Genomic DNA, 17,105 nt, shown 5'->3' with positions numbered 1-17,105 from the left:
CCGGGAAGAGTTCGGGAAAGGTTCGGGCAAAGTGAATGAAACGTGTGCCAGAAAATCAGGCAGCCTGTCGGGTTCCGGTAAAATGCGCGACATGAAAACTCCTGGCAGTCAGGGCAAGCCCGGCGCCGAAATCGGCTTCACATGGCCGATTCGCGTGTACTACGAAGATACGGACGCCGGTGGCATCGTGTTCTACGCGAACTACCTGAAGTTTTTCGAACGCGCGCGCACCGAATGGCTGCGCGCCTGCGGCATCGAACAAAGCAGGCTCGCAAGCGAAACCGGCACGCTCTTCATCGTCTGCAGCACGGCGCTCGACTATCGTTCGCCGGCCCGCCTCGACGACTCGCTCGCGATCGTCAGCCGGATCGAACGGCTCGGCCGCGCAACGGTCGATTTCATGCAGGAAGCGTGGCGCGAAGGCACGTTGCTCGCCACCGGCTCGATCCGCATCGGCTGTGTCGATGCGGCGGCGCTGCGGCCCACCGCGATTCCGCCGGCCGTGCTCGCCGCGTTGCGGCGCGGGCCGCCCGATCGGGTCACAAGCACCGTCGCAAGCGCGAGCACAAGCAGCAGCTCAAGCGCCGGCGCAAACAACACGTAACAGGCATGTCAACGGCGAGCGAGTGAGCACCGTTGTTACCTGGCCAGTGAACTCGTAACGGTCAGAACAAGACCAAGCATGGTTCGGCGAAAGGGTTCGCCGAAGCTTCCGGTTTCCCCACCGAACGCTTCGAACTTCCTTGCAGCCGGACGCCCCTAGCGGGACGTTACAGCGAACCTCTATGAACACTACACAAGATCTGTCGATCGTTTCCCTCGTTCTCAATGCGAGCCTGCTGGCGCAGGCAGTGATGGCGCTGCTTCTGCTGCTGTCGCTGATGTCCTGGACCTTCATCTTCCGCAAGTGGTTTGCGATTCGCCGCGCACGCGGCCAGACGGAGCGCTTCGAGCGCGACTTCTGGTCGGGCGGCGACCTGCAGGCGCTGTATCAGAGCGCCGCGAACAACCGCCACCGCATCGGCGCGCTCGAGCGTATTTTCGAAGCCGGCATGCGCGAATTCCTGAAGGGCAAGGAGAAGCGCCTGAACGATCCGGGCGCGATTCTCGACGGCGCGCGCCGCGCGATGCGAGCGGCCTTCCAGCGTGAAATGGACGTGCTCGAAGCGAATCTCGCGTTTCTCGCGTCGGTCGGCTCGGTGAGCCCTTACATTGGTCTTTTCGGCACGGTCTGGGGGATCATGAACGCGTTTCGCGGCCTCGCGAACGTGCAGCAGGCCACCCTCGCGAACGTCGCGCCGGGCATCGCCGAAGCGCTGACCGCCACCGCGATCGGCCTGTTCGCCGCAATCCCTGCCGTGGTCGCGTACAACCGCTACGCTCACGATATCGATCGCCTCGCGATCCGCTTCGAGACCTTCATCGAAGAGTTCTCGAATATCCTGCAGCGTCAGGCGCATTAAGGAGTCCACGATGGCCGGTTCCTCGATTCGTTCCAGCATGCGCGGCGGTCGCTCGCGTCGCGCCATGTCCGACATCAACGTCGTGCCGTATATCGACGTGATGCTCGTGCTGCTCGTCATCTTCATGGTCACGGCGCCGCTCGTCGCGCCGTCGATCGTGAATCTGCCGACCGTCGGCGGCGCGGCGCCGCAGCAGCAAACTCCGCCCGTGGTCGTCAATATCCGCGCGGACGGCAATATGAGCGTGCGCTACAAGGACGACGCGGGCGCCACGCAGCAGGAAACCATGACGCGCGCCGACCTGAACAGCTTCGTCACCGACCGCGAGCAATCGCATCCCGACCAGCCGGTCGTGATTGCCGCCGACAAGACCGTGAAGTACGAGGTCGTGATGAACGTGATGTCCGATCTGAAGGCCCGCGGCGTCAAGCGCGTTGGATTGCTCGTCAAATCGCAATGATTCGTCAGAAATCCGCTTATCCGTCGCAGCCGCCGCGCGAGCGCGGCACGTGGCGCGCGTTCGCGCTCGCGGCGTTGATGCACGTGCTGCTCGGCTTCTTTCTGTATCACGGCATCCAATGGCAGAACAGCACGCCGGCAGGCGCGGAAGCCGAAATCTGGACGTCGGTGCCCGATCTGTCGACGCCTCGCGTTGCCCCGCCGCCGCCCGCCCCGGTCGCGCCCGCCCCGCCCGTGAAGGACGAGGAGGCGGACATCGCGCTGCAGGAGAAAAAGCGCAAGCAGGAAGAGGCCGCGCGCGAAGCCCAGCTCGCGGAGCAGCAGCGCCAGCAACAGTTGCAGGCGCAACAGGAAGCCGAAGCGAAGCGTCAGCAGCAGCTCGCCGCCGACCAGGCGGCGATGGCCGCGGCATTGAAGAAACAGCAGCAACAACAGCAGGCTCAAAAACTCAAGCAGCAACAGCTGGCCGAGCAGCAGAAGCAGGATCAGCTGAAGAAACAGCAACAGGAAGAACAGCAGAAGGAACAGCAGCAACAGGCGCAAGCCGATGCGCAGAAGAAAGCCGAAGCGGAAAAAGCCGCGAAGGCGAAGGCAGCGGCGCAGGCCGAAGCGGCGAAGAAGCTTGACGCCGAGCGCCGCCAGCGCCTCGCCGCACTGCAAGGCATGGCGGGCGGCGAAGGCTCCACCGGGAACGGCCTCGCGAAGGGCGGCACCGGTAGCGGCGCGGGCGGCAATGCGACGTCGCCCGGCTACGCGGAGAAGGTGCAGCGGCGCGTGCGTCCGAACATCGTCTGGGCCGGCGACACGCAAGGGCTCGAAACCGTGGTCTCGGTGCGCTGTGCGCCGACCGGCACGTTGCTGTCGGCTACCATCACGCGCAGCAGCGGCAATTCGCAGTGGGACGACGCGGCGTTGCGCGCGGTCCAGCGTTCGGATCCGATGCCGCAGGACACAAATGGCAAGACGCCGGCCAGTTTTACCATTACGCTGCGTCCGGCGGGTTGATGAGGGGTAAACGGCGCATGCACGCAGGGTAGATCGACCGCGGCGCACCATGCGCGGACGAGCCCGGCCCGTATTGTGTCCCGAATTGTGCGCGTTAAGTCTGCGCATTAAGGCATGCTGAAAGCCGTCAGGCAAGCCTGGTGTGGCTAAAGCGTCTTCGGGAACGATTTCTGCGTGCTTGTGTCTGTTTGCAGTTGTGAAGGTTTTTGTACTTTGGGGAATCGATAAAGCATGAGTTTGATGACGAAGCTAGGCCTGCGAACACTGGTGGCGTCTTGCCTGATTACGGCAGGCGGTGCGGCACATGCACAGCTGAACGTCCTCGTGACGGGCGTCGGGTCCACGCAGTTTCCGATCGCAACCGCGAATTTTGCCAACGAAGCCAGTTCCCCACAGCAGATCAGCACGATCGTACGGCAGGATCTGCAACGCAGCGGCAAGTTTACGAATATCGACGCGGGCTCCACGCCGATCTCGGAAAACGACACGGTCGACCTCGGCAGCTGGAAGGCAAAGGGCGCCGATGCGTTCGTGGTCGGCAGCGTGACGAAGCGCCCGGACGGCCAGTATGAAGTGCGCTTCAAGCTCTACGACACGGTCAAGGGCGAAAACCTCGGCGGCCTCGTGCTCGTGAGCCCCGAAAGCGGTCTGCGCATGAGCGCGCATAAGGTCGCCGACTACATCTACGCGAAGCTGATGGGTTCGCGCGGCGTGTTCGCCACGCGTCTGTCGTACGTGATCAAGGTCGGTAACCGCTACCAGCTGCAAATCTCCGACTCCGACGGGCAGGACGCGCATATCGCGCTGTCGAGCCCCGAGCCGATTATCTCGCCGGCATGGTCGCCGGACGGCACGAAGGTCGCGTACGTGTCGTTCGAGAAGAAAAAGCCGATCGTCTATATCCACGACCTGCCGACTGGCCGCCGCGTCATCGTGTCCGACCAGAAGGGCAACAACAGCGCGCCGGCGTGGTCGCCGGACGGCCGCACGCTCGCCGTCGCCCTTTCGCGGACCGGCAACACGCAGATTTTCGCCGTGAATGCGGACGGCAGCGGCTTGCGCCGTCTGACGCAAGGTAGCTCGATCGATACTGAGCCCGATTTCTCTCCGGACGGCCAGTCGATCTATTTCACGAGCGACCGCGGCGGCCAGCCGCAAATCTATAAAATGCCGGCCGCGGGTGAAAGCGCGGGCGCCGCGCAGCGCGTGACCTTTACCGGCAGCTACAACACGAGCCCCCGCGTCAGCCCGGACGGCAAGCAACTCGCGTATATTTCGCGCACCGGCGGCGGTTTCAAGCTGTACATCCAGGATCTTCAGTCGGGCGTCGCGACGGCGCTCACCGACACCACACATGACGAATCGCCGAGCTTTGCGGCGAATGGTCAGTACATCCTTTACGCCACTCAGGTGAACGGCCGTGGCGTGTTGGCCGCTGTATCGACCGATGGTCGGACGCGGCAGGTCCTGTCCGTTCAGGGTGGCAGCGTACGCGAGCCGTCCTGGGGCCCGTTTATGCAATGACACACAAGGAGAGTAAAACATGAAGTCGAAATTGCGCCTTACCCTGGCCGCGCTGACAGTCGTCAGCGTTCTCGCAGCCTGCTCGTCGACGCCGAAGCCCACCGCAAGCACGACCACGGGCAACATCGGTGCGCAACCGAACCCGAACGCAGTCGCTCCGGTCACCGTCGACGAACTGAACAATCCGAACAGCCCGCTCGCGAAGCGCAGCGTGTATTTCGATTTCGACAGCTACTCGGTGAAGGATGAGTACCAGCCGCTGCTGCAGCAACACGCGCAGTACCTGAAGTCGCATCCGCAACGTCACGTGCTGATCCAGGGCAACACCGACGAGCGCGGCACGAGCGAGTACAACCTCGCGCTCGGCCAGAAGCGCGCGGAAGCGGTGCGTCGCGCGATGTCGCTGATGGGCGTGCCCGACCAGCAGATGGAAGCCGTGAGCCTTGGCAAGGAAAAGCCGCTCGCGACCGGTCATGACGAAGCGTCGTGGGCGCAAAACCGCCGCGCCGATCTCGTCTACCAACAGTAACGGGTAACGCGCCGTATGACACTCCGTTTCTCCCGGCTGCGGCTCGCCGCAGCAGCGTGCGCGGCAGGCGTGGCTTTCGCGGCCATGCCGGCGCACGCAGGCCTGTTCGACGACGACCAGGCCCGCCAGGCGATCCTCGACCTGCGTACGAAGACCGACAGTCTGAGCAACCAGCTGTCGGCCGCGCAACGGACGATCCTCGATCAGTCGAACCGTCTCGACCAGCTGAGCCAGCAGGTCGCGACGCTGCGCGGCCAGAACGAGGATCTGACGAACCAGCTGTCTATCTTGCAGAAGCAGCAGAAGGACTACTACACCGACCTCGATGGCCGGCTGAAGAAGTTCGAGCCGCAGCAGCAAACGGTGGACGGCGTGCAGGGCACCGTGCAGCCGGGTGAGACGGACGCGTTCAACGCGGCGTCGCAGCAGTTTCGCAACGGCGACTTCAAGGGCGCCGCTGCATCGTTTCGCAGCTTCATCTCGAAGTATCCGCAAAGCCCGTATCAGGCGACCGCACAGTACTGGCTCGGCAACGCAATGTACGCCCTGCGCGACTACAAAGGCTCGACCTCGGTCTGGCAAGGCGTCGTGAAAAACTACCCGACCAGCCCGCGCGCGCCTGAAGCGCTGCTGGCCATTGCGAATAATCAGCTCGAGCAGGGCCAGAAGGCCGCCGCGAAAAAGACGCTCGAGCAGATCGTCGCGCAGTACGGCAATTCGGATGTCGCGCAGTCTGCGCAAAGCAAGCTTTCGCAGATCAAGTAACGCGCGAGCCCATGTGCCCATGTGCCGCCGCGATAAGCGGCGGCATTGCCTGCGCGTGGGCCAGGCGCGATTTTGCGGGCATGTGCGCTTCGTATCGACAGGCCAGATCAGGTCTCGATAGCCTTGACACTGACATAGAGCTATCGCTATAATCTCGCTTCTCTTTTGGGGTCGTTAGCTCAGCTGGTAGAGCAGCGGACTTTTAATCCGTTGGTCACAGGTTCGAATCCCGTACGGCCTACCAAATCGTATCAAGCAGAAAGCCCGGTCATCATGGCCGGGCTTTTTGTTTTTTGTGCATGCCAATTTGCAAATGCGTGAGAACGCATGCAATTGCGTGCGAATGCGAGTCGAGTGTCCTTAGTCAAACATGGCTTGGGTCGAATTACTTAGCCACCCTTATCTTTAACAGATCTTCACGGCGCTTCGATCACTTGCAATAAAACCGATACTGGCGATGCCTGCGAATCTGCACTAGATTCAATTCACCGATAGCCGCGCAGGCATCATTCCGAGCCTTCGTTCGCCGCTAGCAAACCTGCCTCCGGCACACGTGCGCGCTATATCAGACGGTCAATGCAAAACGCGAAGAAACCGTATGTGCCGTTCACCCCTACCTGAACGAAATAGTCTCGCCACCCACAGTCTGCTTCTGGCCTGTACGCTTCCACTCGCTTTGCTTGCGGCGGCGCCCTGCCATGCGATGCTGAAATGCGAAGGCAGCGATAACTCCGTTAGTTATGCGACGGACCAGATAGCCGGAACAACGTGCGCTTCGATCAAAACCGTTCTCGATCGACCCGCCGTCACCCAAACGGCGCTCTATCGCAATGGCAAAACAAGCATCGCTTTTAGCGGGAACGTTTCTTCAGGACGTGCCATCGCGCCGTCCGCTACCATGCCTCATCCCGCACGTCGCGTGATACCGCTCTATTCAGCGCCAATGCATTTCGATGCAGCGCAAACTTCCAGCGCCCGCACGACAAAGCCTCTTGCAGTTGAACCACGCGCGACGATGTATTCCTACGTCGACAACGGCATCCGTTACTACTCCAGCAGCAAGCCGGTCGCACTTCCGTCGAACGTGCCTGTCGTGCAATTGCATTTCTCGACGACATGCTTCCTCTGCGCACCGACACAAAACGTCGACATCACGACGCTCGTGTTGAACACACGCGCCTATCAACAGGAAATCGAAGCGGCCGCGCTCGATTTCGGCGTCGATCGGGCGATCGTGCGCGCGGTGATACACGCGGAATCCGCCTTCGAGCCTCATGCGATCTCCGCAGCCGGAGCACAAGGACTGATGCAATTGATGCCGGCCACCGCGGTCCGTTTCGGCGTGCGCGACACATTCGATGCCGCGCAGAACATCCGGGGCGGCGTTCAGTATCTCGCGTGGCTGCTCAGACGCTTCAACGGCAACCTCGATGAGGCGCTGGCCGGTTACAACGCAGGCGAAAACGCGGTAGGGCGATACAACGATGTCCCGCCGTTTCCGGAGACGCAGTACTACGTCTCTCGCGTGAAGCGGCTTGCGGACCGCTACCGCAACATGCAATAGCGCCCACACGCCTGCTTCGCAACAAGGCTCGATCTCACTTCGTGTTGTCGATCACGGTCTGACCGTTGTACTCGACCTTGCCTCTAAAGAAATAGTCGGTGCATGCCTTGTAGTCTCCCGGCGTGATCAGCGAAAACGGCATCTGGTAATCGACGAGTTTGCATCCGGTCACCGGTTTGCCGTTCGCCCATGAGTAATCCTTGTCCAGATACGCCTGCGTCGCGGCGGCGGAACCTTCCGCGAAACCGCGCATATTCGCGCATCCGAGCGGCTCGTCGGACGGAATCGTTACATTGAGTTCGCGCGCCGTTTCCTTGTAGGCCGCGATACGGTTCTGCACCTGCGCTCGCTCGGCCCCTCCACCGCCGCATTCGATACCGCCATTGATGATGTAGATAGTCGCGCCAAAGCCCGGCTTCATGTTGTTGGCCAGATCGACGTTATTGGGTTTCCACGTGCCGTCGATGACCCATGTCATCGGCGGTTTCGGCGTCTGCGGCGTGACGGCGAACCACACGGCGGAGGCGAAATTGAGCCAGGTATCGGCGACGCGGCCGGGATTGTCGAGCAGCACGTTCGGATCGCCGTAGAGCGCCTGCGAAAAAGGACCGAAGTTATAGTTCCACGACAACTGCTTCGCGCCGCGTCCGAAGTAGTCGAGATATTGCCCCTTGCTGTTCTTCGCGCACGGATAGAAGATCCAGTTCGTCGCATGCGAACCTGGCGCGCATTGCTGATATGCGCCGACCGAAGAGCCCTCCTCGTAGCCCGATTCGCGCAGGAACCAGAGCGCCTGTTTCCAGAACGGGATCGCCGCGTCCTGCGGCATCGTCGCGAGCACCGGATTGTTGTGATCCGGATACCCGGACCGGGCCTGCGCCGGCGTTAGCGATGGCCAGTTTGCACCGGTCTCCTGAACGAAATGCGCAAACGACGTCGCGAGCAGCTTGCGACAGATCGCATTCGCGTCGCGCCCGTCCTTATAGTCGCCGCAATACGCGGGGAACTTCGCGATGCCGCGCAGGAAGTTCACATAGGAATACGCGATGTTCCGCACCGGAAACAGTTCGTTGAACTTCTGCTCGCTGATAATCGACTCGACCCGCTTCACGTTCGACGGATTGGCGGCGCGCCCCGGCACGACGGCGTCGACATCGGAATCGGGCAACACGCGCAGAGCGTCGCGCATGATCTCGATGCGACCCTGCGATTGAGCGACTAACGCGCTTTCCGCTTTGCTGAAGTCCGCGGTGGTGGGATAGCCGGCAGGTTCGGGGATGTAGGTGATCTTTGGCTTGTAGGCCGCGGGGGTGGGGGCTGGCGTTGGCGTTGGCGTTGGCGTTGGCGTTGGCGTTGGCGTCGGTGTTGGCGTCGGTGTTGGCGTCGGTGTTGGCGTCGGTGTTGGCGTCGGTGTTGGCGTCGGTGTTGGCGTCGGTGTCGGTGTCGGTGTCGGTGTCGGCGTCGGCGCTGGTGTTGGTGCCGGCGTCGGTGTCGAGCCACCGGAGCACGCGCCCAAGTCTTCCCAAACGCCCCAGGCGCCCGACTGTGCGGGGTTGTCGCCTTGCGTCCACCACTTGTTTTTGTAGTTGTGTCCGTTGTAAGTCACCTTGGTCCCCGGCGTTGCATATGCCTGAGTGGCCGACCATGTGGCGTAGCACCCTCCGGCCGCTGGAGTTGGTGCAGGTGCTGGCGTTGGCGTTGGCGTTGGCGTTGGCGCTGGCGCTGGCGTTGGCGTTGGCGCTGGCGTTGGCGTTGGCGTTGGCGTTGGCGTTGGCGTTGGCGTTGGCGTTGGCGTTGGCGTTGGCGTTGGCGTTGGCGTTGGCGTTGGCGTTGGCGTTGGTGTCGGCGTCCCCCCAGCCGCCCCCACATCTCGCCACAACGTCGGCGAAGCCGACGGCGTCCAACCCGCGCCCGGATACGCCGTATGCGTTTGCAGCGCCTGATACAAGCGTCCGTTATAGGTCACCGTCGTGCCCGCGGTATAGGTCGCACCTTCCTGCCACGCCTGTTGTGCATAACCAGCGACGGCATAGAGCGCCATCACAGCCGGCATCAAAGCGAACCTTTTATCAACATATGACTTCATATCGCCTCCGCTCAATCGCGATCCATCCTGTACGCTCGACCATCACGCGCCCCGCCGGCATCGCAGATCTCAACGACAAACCGCACGCTCCGACCCAACCCCACTCTCCAACTCACCACCCTCACCGCCTGACCATCCCGTTGCTCGGATAGACCACAAACTTCCATTCCTGATAACTCGTCTGCAGCGAAAAGCTCACGTCCGCATCGGAGAAGCCATCCCGTTTCAGCGGCGCACCGTCCGCTTCGCTATAAACGCCATACAGCTCACCATTGGGGCCCGTCACAAGCTTCCAGTCGCCGTGCGTCATCGGATCGCCGTACACCGCGCGTAAATGCCGACGCGGGTACGACACCCGCGGGTCATGCAAGAGATCGTCGAAGCTTCGTGGAAAAACGCCATTGCTCTCCGCGCGCACATAGCTGTCGATCGCGTTGCGAATCGCGTCGCCCCTTCTGAGCAACTCGTCTTCGTTGGCACGCGTGATATTCGTCGCCCACATCTCGCCGACCTTCATCAGGTAGATCGATATCAGCGCGACGCACACGAGCGCCCATAACATGACGACACCACGCTCACGCCGCCGGTAGCCGAGCCCGCCTCCGAAACCACAACCGCGACCGCGACCGCCACCGCCACCGCCACCGCCACCGCCACCGCCACCGCCACCGCAGCCGCAGCCGCCACGACGTCCACACCCACGCCCGCGCCAACGCTCACGCCCGCACGCCAGCCCGCAAAAGAAACCATCACCAGTTCGCGTAATCGGTCCCATCTTTCGCCTTGCCTTTCGCACCGCTATGCACGTCATAGACGCCCGGCTTCCCATCAGGCGCTGGCGCCACTTTCCACGTGCTCCGGCTTTGTGTAATCGTGTCCATCGGCACTTCGCGCAGATAGCGCCGCGTGACGAGTTCGTCGAGCGTCTCCGGATACCGTCCCTGGTCCGCGCGGAACCGGTCGATCGAATCGCGCATCATGCTGAGGTTCTCGCGCAGCACCGTTTCCCTCGCCTTATCCGTTTGCCCGAAAAACTGCGGCACAACGATCGTTAAAAGCGTCGCAATGATGGCCAGCACGACCAGCAGTTCAATCAGCGTAAAAGCGCGGAAAGTACGCCTAGCCATTTCAATCACCATTTCCGGTACGGAATTCCGTTGATCCCCTGCTCCTCCGACAGCGAATACACGTCGTACACATCCGTGCCTTCGCTCGGCGAATCCGGCGGGCTTGCGTAACTGCGCTTGCCCCACGTCTGCGCATCGGCCTTGCTCGGGCAATCGCACATCGGATCGCGTGGAATGCGCCGCAGAAAGTACAGGCGCGAGTGCGTCGGGCTCGTTTTGTCCGGCACGCCTTCCACGAGCGCGCTCAGCGTCGGCGGATATCCGCTGTCGCCGACCGTCCGGTCGAGCTTTCCCGCTTCCGCTGCCGCCTTATACGCATCGATCGCATCGCGAATCCGCCACAGATCGCGCCGCAACTCTTCTTCCCTCTCTCGTTGTGCCGCGATCTGCGTAAGCGGCAGCGCGACCATCGCAAGCGCCGCCATGATCGCCAGCGTGACGAGCATCTCGATCAACGTGAAGCCGCGCTGCATGATCGTTTCCACGCGGGCTACGGCTTCTTCCCGCCAGGCGGCGCGAGCGCCGGCGGCGGCGTGGTCATGCCCTTCGGCGGCACCTTGATCGCCGTTCCACCAGTCAGCTCGTTGCCTTCGGTCGTGATGCGCGTTTCCGTACCCGAATCGAACGCGACCGCATTTCCCGCGGGTAGCGATTGATTGCGCACGATGCGCGGCGTCAATAGCAAAATCAGTTCGGTTTGCTTTTCATCGTCGACCTTCGTGCCGAAGATCCGATCGAGTATCGGAATCCGGCTCAAGCCCGGAAGACCCTGCCCACCGGTGCGCTCGTTGCGCTGTAACAGCCCGGCAAGAATCTGCGTTTCGTTGTTGTTGACGCTCATCACCGTCTCGGCCGTGCGCGTGCCGATCTGATACGCGACGAGGCCGCTGCTCGTCGTGATCGTATCGGTGACATTCGATACCTCGAGCTTCAGCTTGACCTGCACTTCGCGCGAATTGACGATCGACGGCTGCACTTCGAGCGTCAGGCCGACGTCCTGGTAGTTGATGCTCTCGGAGCTGAAATTGCTGGACAGCGTGGTCGTCACAACCGGCAGGCGGTCGCCGATCAGCACTTTCGCCTTCTCGCGGTTTCGCACGCGGATCCGCGGATTCGCCAGCGTCTTCGTTTTACCCATGCTCTGCAGCCAGTCGATGCCGATCGTGCCGAGCCGCACGATCACATCGCTGCTGTTCAGATGATGCAGTTCATCGAGAGACACGAAGCCCGCAGGCAGCGACGTCGTATCCGTCTCGTCGGGAGTCGGCCGTATGCCGAACTCGATCCGGTCCGGGTACCGTATGCCGAGCTGCAGCAGGTCCGTCGACGACACCTCGATGATCTGCGCCTCGATCACGACCTCGGCAGGCGTCACATCCATTGCCGCGATCAGGCGCTCCGCCACCGCGATCGTCTCCGGCGCATCGCGCATGATGATCGCGTTGGTGCGCTCGTCGACCACCGCGTCGCGCGTCTTCACCATCTGCTTGAGCACGGCCAGCACCTGCGGCGCCTGCGAATTCTGCAAATAAAACGTGCGCACCGCGAGATCGCGGTATTCGGTTTCCTTGTCCTGCCGCTTCGGATAGATGAGCAGCGATGTGCCGTTGACCACTTTGCTCGAAAGCTGATTGGCCTGAAGCACCATTGCCATCACCTGTTTGACAGGCGTGTTGGTCGCGAAGATCGTTGTCGGCGCCGTGGCCGCGACGTCGTGATCGAACGTGAAATTCAAACCGGTGATATTCGAAACGAGCTCAAAAATGCTGATCAGCGGCTGATCGCGGAACTGCACCGTGATCGGCTGACTGAGGTCGCGCGTCAACGTAGGTGTCAGCTCGCGGCCTCGTGGCGTTTGCAAGTCGTCGCGCAAACGCGCGGCGCGCTGATTGCCGGGTTGCCGTCTGAGCACGTTGTTGGCTATCGCAAGCGCTTCATCCGGTCTTTCTGTGCGGATCGATTCCGCGTACTGCACTGCCGAATCGATCGGTCCTTGCGTATCGATCCATTCGAGCATCTGGCCGGGATTGTCGTCGCCCGGCGCCGCCTGCTGCGCCTTCTGCACCCACATGCGTGCCTGCGCAAGGTCGTTCGCATAGTAGGCCGTCGTCGCGCGCGTCAGATAGTCTTCCATCACGCGGCGGCGCATTTGCAGATACTCGCTGCGAACCTGCAGGTCCTCAGGGTATTGAGCCGACTGCTGGGCGAGCAACTCGAGCGCCTGATCAGGCGGCAAGGTGCTCAATTGCGTCTCGAGCTGCTGGCGGCGCATGTCTCCCGCGCACGCCGCGAGCAGAATCAGTAACAGCGATAAGGTCAACCGGACGAGCCGCATCATCGGCCTCCTCCAAACGTCAACTGCTGCTTGCGCTTCAACGGCAGATAGAGAAACCGGACGCCCTGGTCGCTCACGCTCTCTATCCGGTACACGTTGAGCAACACATCGCCGGCGCGCAAAAATCCTTTCCTGTCGCATTGCGCGCACAACATGAAATCCTTGCTGGCCGCATTCAGCACGACATAGAGGGCGCCGTGCTGATCGAGCCATAACGAGCGAACGACAAACGGCAACGGCGGCGGTTCAGGCGGCGGTGGCGGCGCAGCGGATACGGGAGGTGGCGGAGGAGGCGGCGGCAGCCAGTTCTGGCTCGGAAACACGTCGACCATCGCCGGCGCGGGTGCTGGCGGCGCCGGCATTGCCGAAGCGGTACCTCCTGAGCTTGCAGCGCGTGCAGCGTCCGAAGCAGGAGGCACGGCAGCCTCGCTTCGCGAAACGGCCCGCGTGGCTGAAGCCGTGATCGAGGGCGCGTTGCGCTCGTGTGACATCGAGGTAGGCGCTTCATGTCCCTTCCAGTATGCGAACGCGGCCAGACCGGCAGCCACGACGAGCAGGCCCTGCACCGGCCTCGAGATATTCATCGACCTGACATCGACGCCCTTCATTACGCTCCCTCAACGAGAAACGAACACTGAATGCGTACGTCGAGCTGGGTCGCGCCGATATCCGGCCGGGAAACCGCCACGCGCTGACACCGCACGCCGGGCAAGCGCCGAAGGTCTGCGAAGAAGCTGCGCAGTTGCAGATAAGTGCTCGCAAACGACGCTGTCACCGCATAACGCCTAAGCGCCCCATCCTCCTTGGGCGGCTCGTAGCTGACCTGCGGTATCGAAATGCCGTTCTTCAGCGCGATCGCGTGGAAGCTGTGCAGGAAGACAAAGAAGCGCTGGTCCGGGCTAGCAGGGCCCACTGCTTCATCGGGTGTCGGCGGGGGCGGTTCAGCGAGCTTTGCCGTCCGCGTATCGAGTTCATGTTCTCGCGTCGCGATATCGCGCGCCGTCGGCACGATCTCGAACACAGCGATCGCGATCACCGCGCCGACAAGAACCGCCGCGAGCAGGCCGGGCGTGCCGAGACGCCACTGCATCCGCCGCGCTTCCCAAAGCAGCCGGTTCATCGATGCGCCTCCGTCGGTGCAAAGGCCGCAGCGGAAGCTGACGCTGTCGCCGTGCTCGTCATGGCTTGACCCGCATTCGCGCGCCACGTGATTTGCAGCGTCGTTTCGACCGATTTGACGGGCGGCCCCGGTTTCTCCGTCTGCCGCGTCACATTCACGCGCTCGGTAGCGGGCTGAGCCTCGATCCAGTCCGCGTACGACAGCGCCTCCTGTGCCGTTCGCGTTTCGAAAACCATGTTGATCTGCCGCGACATCGTGACCACTTCCAGCGAGAGCAGCGCGATATTCGGGCTCCATCCCTTTTCGATCAGATCGCGCGCCGGTTCCGCCGCATAGCGCTGCTGCGCCATCAGTTCTTCGGCATGCGGGTTGCCGGGATTCCGATGCGCCTTGCCAATCACCTGGTACTTTTGCTCCTGCTTTGCAATCGACGTTTCGCGCTCGTCGAGCGCTTCGCCATCGCTTTTCAGATGATCGAGATATCGCATCGCGACGAGCAGCAGCGCGACCGCCAACAGCAGCGCGACGATGCCCGGCGCCGCGTCCGGGCGATTCGCCGCTGCCATGTCGAGCCGGCGTGCCTTCATACCGGAACCCTCCATGGAACGCTCAGCCAGTGCGTTCGCGACGCATCGGCGGCGTTGCGGTCCACGGTATCGGGCGCGATCACATAAATCCGCTCGGGCAGCGGCGCATCGCACAAGCTCGCAGCATCGCGAAACACCAGATCGAACGGCTCCAGCGCGGGCAGCGTGACGAAACCGCTCCAATGCCCCTTGCTTCGAAATCCTATGTTTGCGATGTAGACCCCTTTCGATTCCATCTCCTCGAGTTCGACCACCGCAATTTCGCCGTCCGCGATATGCCGGCGGTGCCGCGATACGGCATAGGTGTACGCGGGTTCGACCGTATGCATGCTGATTCGGCGCTGCTTGCACTGGCGCGCAAGATACTCGCAGAGCAGTTCGGGCACCGCCGCGGCAAGGCGTGCGCGTCCCCCTCCGTGGTCCTGTACGTTGAAGCGCCAGGCCTCGGCGCCGCCGCCCCCGCCCTGCACGAACTGCATGCGCGCCAGCGGAAGCCAGTCGACGGGCCGCGGCAAGGCGCGCCACGGCAACGCGTAGTAGCAAACGAACGGTGCACCGATGAGCACGCGCAGACGATGCACGCCAAGCGTCTGCGGTTTAGGAAGCAATGCATCGAGTGCGGGTAACGCGGCTGAAATTTCATAGGGGCTCGCCAGAGGGAAAACCGCTTCGACCTGTCCCGATGCGTCGAAGCGGCATGCGCGATAACCGTCGAGCCAAACGGTCGATTGGCTCCACCATTTCACCTCGCGGCGCGGCCGCGAGCGCAACCATTGCGTCAGGTTCGCCGCGCGTACGCCGGATGTGATGCGACTCCATGACAGGGCCATCGGGATCTCCGTCGCTCACGCGCTATTCGATCATCGTCACGCGATTGACTTCGGCGAGCGTCGTACGCCCGTCGGCTACCGCGCGCAGCGCGACCTGCCTGATCGGGATAAACCCGCTTTGCTGCGCAGCCTCTTTCAATTCGACCATCGGCCGCCGCTCGACAAAGCATTGCTTGATCCGATCATTAAGGCGCAGCACTTCCCCGATCGGCTGCCTGCCGAGATAGCCGGTACGCCGGCATGCTTCGCAACCTACGCCCTTGCGGAAGCGCCAGTCGCGTACCTGTTCGCGCGTCAATGCCGATGCGTGCAGCAAAGCATCGTCCGGCGCGGCGTCGTCGCGAACGCAATGCGGGCAGTTCTTGCGCATGAGCCGCTGCGCCATCGCGCCCAGCAGCGCGTCGACAAAGCTGTGCATATCGACGCCCATATGCAGGAAGCGGTCGAGCACCGAGAACACGTTGTTGGCGTGAACCGACGTGAGCACGAGGTGCCCCGTCAATGCGGCCTGCACCGCGATGCCCGCCGTTTCGCCGTCGCGTATTTCGCCGACGAGAATCTTGTCCGGGTCGTGCCGCAAGATCGACCGGAGTCCGCGTGCGAACGTAAGGCCCTTCTTGTCGTTGATCGGAATCTGCAGCACGCCCGGCAATTCGTATTCGACCGGGTCTTCGATCGTGATGATCTTTTCTTCGCCGGTGTTGATTTCCGTCAGCGTCGCGTACAGCGTCGTGGATTTGCCCGAACCGGTCGGCCCGGTCACGAGAATGAGCCCATAGGGTTCATGCGCGACTGCACGAAGCGCTTCGACGATATCGCGTTCATGGCCAATCGCATCGAGGCGCAGCGACGTGCTGCCCGAGTCGCCTCGCTGCTTGTCGAGCACGCGGAGTACGGCGTCTTCGCCGTGAATCGACGGCATGATCGACACGCGGAAATCGATCTCGCGCTGATTGATGATGGCGCGAAAGCGCCCATCCTGGGGCACTCTGCGCTCGCCGATATCGAGGTCCGCCATGACCTTCAGGCGCGACAGCACCTGTTCGGCGACGTCGACACCGGATGTCGACGCCGTCGTCTGCAACACGCCGTCGATGCGGTATTTGATGACGAGCCCTGTCGCCGTGCTTTCGATATGAATATCCGACGCGCGCGCTTTCAACGCATCGTAAAGCGAGGAATTCACGAGACGGATGACCGGATGCACATCGGCCGCGAGCGTCGCGAGCGATATTTCCATGCCGGCTTCCGCCGTGGCGCTCGCGGCGTCGCCAACACTGATCTGCGTGAGCGCCTGATGCGCGGACTCGTGGACGGCGAGATACGCGAGCAGGTCGGCGGGCACGCAAAAAGCGAAGGCGAAGCTGGCCTTGACGCGCTGCATCGCCCATGCGCGCAGATGGCGGTCGAACGGATCGGGCAGCACGAAAAGCCGCTGTCTGTCGCCGTCGCGGATCAGCACGCAATTGCGCGAAATCGACTCCGCAAACGGCAGCCGGTCGAAACAGGGCTCCATCGCTTCGAGTTCCTCGGCGTCGAGGCCGCGCAACCCGGTCAGTGCCGCGACGCGCTGCAGATAGACCGACGGATCGTGCTCTGCTTCGTCCCATAAGCGGGCCTGCATGTTGCGCGCATCCGGCGTTTCGTCTTCGGCCTTAAGCGCTGGAGCCGCTGTATTAGCCGCCGTTTGAGCGTGGAGCAGTTGCGCCAT

The 17,105-nt window shown here is 62.5% G+C and carries 19 protein-coding genes, 1 tRNA gene and 1 pseudogene; 9 read left to right on the top strand and 12 right to left on the bottom strand.

The genetic code is table 11. The annotated features are described in order from the left end of the window. Window positions 1–82: 82 nt before the first annotated feature. The 9 genes from ybgC to KZJ38_RS05075 all read left to right on the top strand — a co-directional run bounded on the left by ybgC (window position 83) and on the right by KZJ38_RS05075 (window position 7,309). Complete coding sequence (ybgC, locus tag KZJ38_RS05115; protein ID WP_219799078.1) at window positions 83–604, top strand: tol-pal system-associated acyl-CoA thioesterase; 522 nt, start codon at window positions 83–85, stop codon at window positions 602–604. Between the two features lie 181 nt (window positions 605–785). Continuing rightward, window positions 786–1,463, top strand: coding sequence for a protein TolQ (gene tolQ, locus KZJ38_RS05110; protein WP_219799077.1), 678 nt, complete (start codon window positions 786–788; stop codon window positions 1,461–1,463). A 10-nt stretch (window positions 1,464–1,473) separates the two neighbouring features. Then, on the top strand, window positions 1,474–1,923 hold the full coding sequence (gene tolR, locus KZJ38_RS05105; RefSeq protein WP_219799076.1) for a protein TolR: 450 nt from the start codon (window positions 1,474–1,476) through the stop codon (window positions 1,921–1,923). Then, window positions 1,920–2,927: a cell envelope integrity protein TolA gene (gene tolA, locus KZJ38_RS05100; RefSeq protein WP_219799075.1), complete on the top strand. Its 1,008-nt coding sequence runs from the start codon at window positions 1,920–1,922 to the stop codon at window positions 2,925–2,927. The genes tolR and tolA overlap by 4 nt, the downstream gene beginning before the upstream one ends. Window positions 2,928–3,158: 231 nt before the next feature. Further along, the gene (tolB, locus tag KZJ38_RS05095) at window positions 3,159–4,451 is read left to right on the top strand and encodes a Tol-Pal system beta propeller repeat protein TolB (protein WP_219799074.1); all 1,293 of its coding nucleotides are present in this window, start codon (window positions 3,159–3,161) and stop codon (window positions 4,449–4,451) included. 19 nt (window positions 4,452–4,470) lie between these two features. After that, a complete protein-coding gene (gene pal / locus KZJ38_RS05090; protein WP_219799073.1) occupies window positions 4,471–4,980 on the top strand; it encodes a peptidoglycan-associated lipoprotein Pal in 510 nt (169 codons plus the stop codon). A gap of 15 nt (window positions 4,981–4,995) precedes the next feature. Further along, window positions 4,996–5,745, top strand: a complete 750-nt coding sequence (ybgF, locus tag KZJ38_RS05085) for a tol-pal system protein YbgF (protein ID WP_219799072.1) — start codon at window positions 4,996–4,998, stop codon at window positions 5,743–5,745. Window positions 5,746–5,913: 168 nt separating this feature from the next. Beyond that, window positions 5,914–5,989 (top strand) — tRNA-Lys (locus tag KZJ38_RS05080). Between the two features lie 771 nt (window positions 5,990–6,760). After that, a complete protein-coding gene (locus KZJ38_RS05075) occupies window positions 6,761–7,309 on the top strand; it encodes a lytic transglycosylase domain-containing protein (RefSeq protein ID WP_246641643.1) in 549 nt (182 codons plus the stop codon). A gap of 34 nt (window positions 7,310–7,343) precedes the next feature. Here KZJ38_RS05075 and KZJ38_RS37080 read toward each other — a convergent pair whose 3' ends face one another. The 12 genes and pseudogenes from KZJ38_RS37080 to KZJ38_RS05020 form a co-directional block, all read right to left on the bottom strand. Next, entirely contained in the window at window positions 7,344–8,498 is a 1,155-nt protein-coding gene (locus KZJ38_RS37080) for a chitinase (RefSeq protein WP_425518346.1), read from the bottom strand. 396 nt (window positions 8,499–8,894) lie between these two features. Further along, a pseudogene (locus tag KZJ38_RS37075) lies at window positions 8,895–9,350 on the bottom strand (carbohydrate-binding protein); the annotation flags it as partial. 166 nt (window positions 9,351–9,516) lie between these two features. Next, a complete protein-coding gene (locus KZJ38_RS05065) occupies window positions 9,517–9,957 on the bottom strand; it encodes a type II secretion system protein (RefSeq protein ID WP_219799070.1) in 441 nt (146 codons plus the stop codon). Then, window positions 9,927–10,145 (bottom strand): hypothetical protein, encoded by a 219-nt coding sequence (locus KZJ38_RS05060; protein WP_219799069.1) that lies wholly within the window; start codon window positions 10,143–10,145, stop codon window positions 9,927–9,929. Before KZJ38_RS05060 ends, KZJ38_RS05065 begins: the two co-directional genes overlap by 31 nt. Beyond that, window positions 10,145–10,522 carry a type II secretion system protein gene (locus KZJ38_RS05055; protein WP_219799068.1) on the bottom strand — a complete coding sequence of 126 codons (378 nt, stop codon included), beginning with the start codon at window positions 10,520–10,522 and terminating at the stop codon, window positions 10,145–10,147. The genes KZJ38_RS05060 and KZJ38_RS05055 overlap by 1 nt, the downstream gene beginning before the upstream one ends. 5 nt (window positions 10,523–10,527) lie before the next feature. Then, window positions 10,528–10,995: a type II secretion system protein gene (locus KZJ38_RS05050; protein ID WP_219800119.1), complete on the bottom strand. Its 468-nt coding sequence runs from the start codon at window positions 10,993–10,995 to the stop codon at window positions 10,528–10,530. A gap of 17 nt (window positions 10,996–11,012) precedes the next feature. Further along, entirely contained in the window at window positions 11,013–12,860 is a 1,848-nt protein-coding gene (locus KZJ38_RS05045; RefSeq protein ID WP_219799067.1) for a secretin N-terminal domain-containing protein, read from the bottom strand. After that, the gene (locus KZJ38_RS05040; RefSeq protein WP_219799066.1) at window positions 12,857–13,465 is read right to left on the bottom strand and encodes a hypothetical protein; all 609 of its coding nucleotides are present in this window, start codon (window positions 13,463–13,465) and stop codon (window positions 12,857–12,859) included. The genes KZJ38_RS05045 and KZJ38_RS05040 overlap by 4 nt, the downstream gene beginning before the upstream one ends. Then, complete coding sequence (locus tag KZJ38_RS05035; protein WP_219799065.1) at window positions 13,465–13,977, bottom strand: hypothetical protein; 513 nt, start codon at window positions 13,975–13,977, stop codon at window positions 13,465–13,467. Before KZJ38_RS05035 ends, KZJ38_RS05040 begins: the two co-directional genes overlap by 1 nt. After that, window positions 13,974–14,564: a hypothetical protein gene (locus KZJ38_RS05030; protein WP_219799064.1), complete on the bottom strand. Its 591-nt coding sequence runs from the start codon at window positions 14,562–14,564 to the stop codon at window positions 13,974–13,976. The genes KZJ38_RS05035 and KZJ38_RS05030 overlap by 4 nt, the downstream gene beginning before the upstream one ends. Then, window positions 14,561–15,394: a hypothetical protein gene (locus KZJ38_RS05025; protein ID WP_219799063.1), complete on the bottom strand. Its 834-nt coding sequence runs from the start codon at window positions 15,392–15,394 to the stop codon at window positions 14,561–14,563. The genes KZJ38_RS05030 and KZJ38_RS05025 overlap by 4 nt, the downstream gene beginning before the upstream one ends. A 22-nt stretch (window positions 15,395–15,416) precedes the next feature. Continuing rightward, window positions 15,417–17,105, bottom strand: a complete 1,689-nt coding sequence (locus tag KZJ38_RS05020; RefSeq protein ID WP_219799062.1) for a GspE/PulE family protein — start codon at window positions 17,103–17,105, stop codon at window positions 15,417–15,419.

Source organism: Paraburkholderia edwinii, from assembly GCF_019428685.1.
GTDB lineage: Bacteria > Pseudomonadota > Gammaproteobacteria > Burkholderiales > Burkholderiaceae > Paraburkholderia > Paraburkholderia edwinii.
This window is presented reverse-complemented; position numbering and strand designations above follow the sequence as displayed.

Bases quoted from the DNA above. Each gene is read 5' to 3' on its own strand.
- ybgC (WP_219799078.1), top strand. From the start codon at position 83: ATGCGCGACATGAAAACTCCTGGCAGTCAGGGCAAGCCCGGCGCCGAA.
- tolQ (WP_219799077.1), top strand. From the start codon at position 786: ATGAACACTACACAAGATCTGTCGATCGTTTCCCTCGTTCTCAATGCG.
- tolR (WP_219799076.1), top strand. From the start codon at position 1,474: ATGGCCGGTTCCTCGATTCGTTCCAGCATGCGCGGCGGTCGCTCGCGT.
- tolA (WP_219799075.1), top strand. From the start codon at position 1,920: ATGATTCGTCAGAAATCCGCTTATCCGTCGCAGCCGCCGCGCGAGCGC.
- tolB (WP_219799074.1), top strand. From the start codon at position 3,159: ATGAGTTTGATGACGAAGCTAGGCCTGCGAACACTGGTGGCGTCTTGC.
- pal (WP_219799073.1), top strand. From the start codon at position 4,471: ATGAAGTCGAAATTGCGCCTTACCCTGGCCGCGCTGACAGTCGTCAGC.
- ybgF (WP_219799072.1), top strand. From the start codon at position 4,996: ATGACACTCCGTTTCTCCCGGCTGCGGCTCGCCGCAGCAGCGTGCGCG.
- KZJ38_RS05075 (WP_246641643.1), top strand. From the start codon at position 6,761: ATGTATTCCTACGTCGACAACGGCATCCGTTACTACTCCAGCAGCAAG.
- KZJ38_RS37080 (WP_425518346.1), bottom strand. From the start codon at position 8,498: ATGCGCGACGCTCTGCGCGTGTTGCCCGATTCCGATGTCGACGCCGTC.
- KZJ38_RS05065 (WP_219799070.1), bottom strand. From the start codon at position 9,957: ATGTTATGGGCGCTCGTGTGCGTCGCGCTGATATCGATCTACCTGATG.
- KZJ38_RS05060 (WP_219799069.1), bottom strand. From the start codon at position 10,145: ATGGTTTCTTTTGCGGGCTGGCGTGCGGGCGTGAGCGTTGGCGCGGGC.
- KZJ38_RS05055 (WP_219799068.1), bottom strand. From the start codon at position 10,522: ATGGCTAGGCGTACTTTCCGCGCTTTTACGCTGATTGAACTGCTGGTC.
- KZJ38_RS05050 (WP_219800119.1), bottom strand. From the start codon at position 10,995: ATGCAGCGCGGCTTCACGTTGATCGAGATGCTCGTCACGCTGGCGATC.
- KZJ38_RS05045 (WP_219799067.1), bottom strand. From the start codon at position 12,860: ATGATGCGGCTCGTCCGGTTGACCTTATCGCTGTTACTGATTCTGCTC.
- KZJ38_RS05040 (WP_219799066.1), bottom strand. From the start codon at position 13,465: ATGAAGGGCGTCGATGTCAGGTCGATGAATATCTCGAGGCCGGTGCAG.
- KZJ38_RS05035 (WP_219799065.1), bottom strand. From the start codon at position 13,977: ATGAACCGGCTGCTTTGGGAAGCGCGGCGGATGCAGTGGCGTCTCGGC.
- KZJ38_RS05030 (WP_219799064.1), bottom strand. From the start codon at position 14,564: ATGAAGGCACGCCGGCTCGACATGGCAGCGGCGAATCGCCCGGACGCG.
- KZJ38_RS05025 (WP_219799063.1), bottom strand. From the start codon at position 15,394: ATGGCCCTGTCATGGAGTCGCATCACATCCGGCGTACGCGCGGCGAAC.
- KZJ38_RS05020 (WP_219799062.1), bottom strand. From the start codon at position 17,105: ATGGCGCAACTGCTCCACGCTCAAACGGCGGCTAATACAGCGGCTCCA.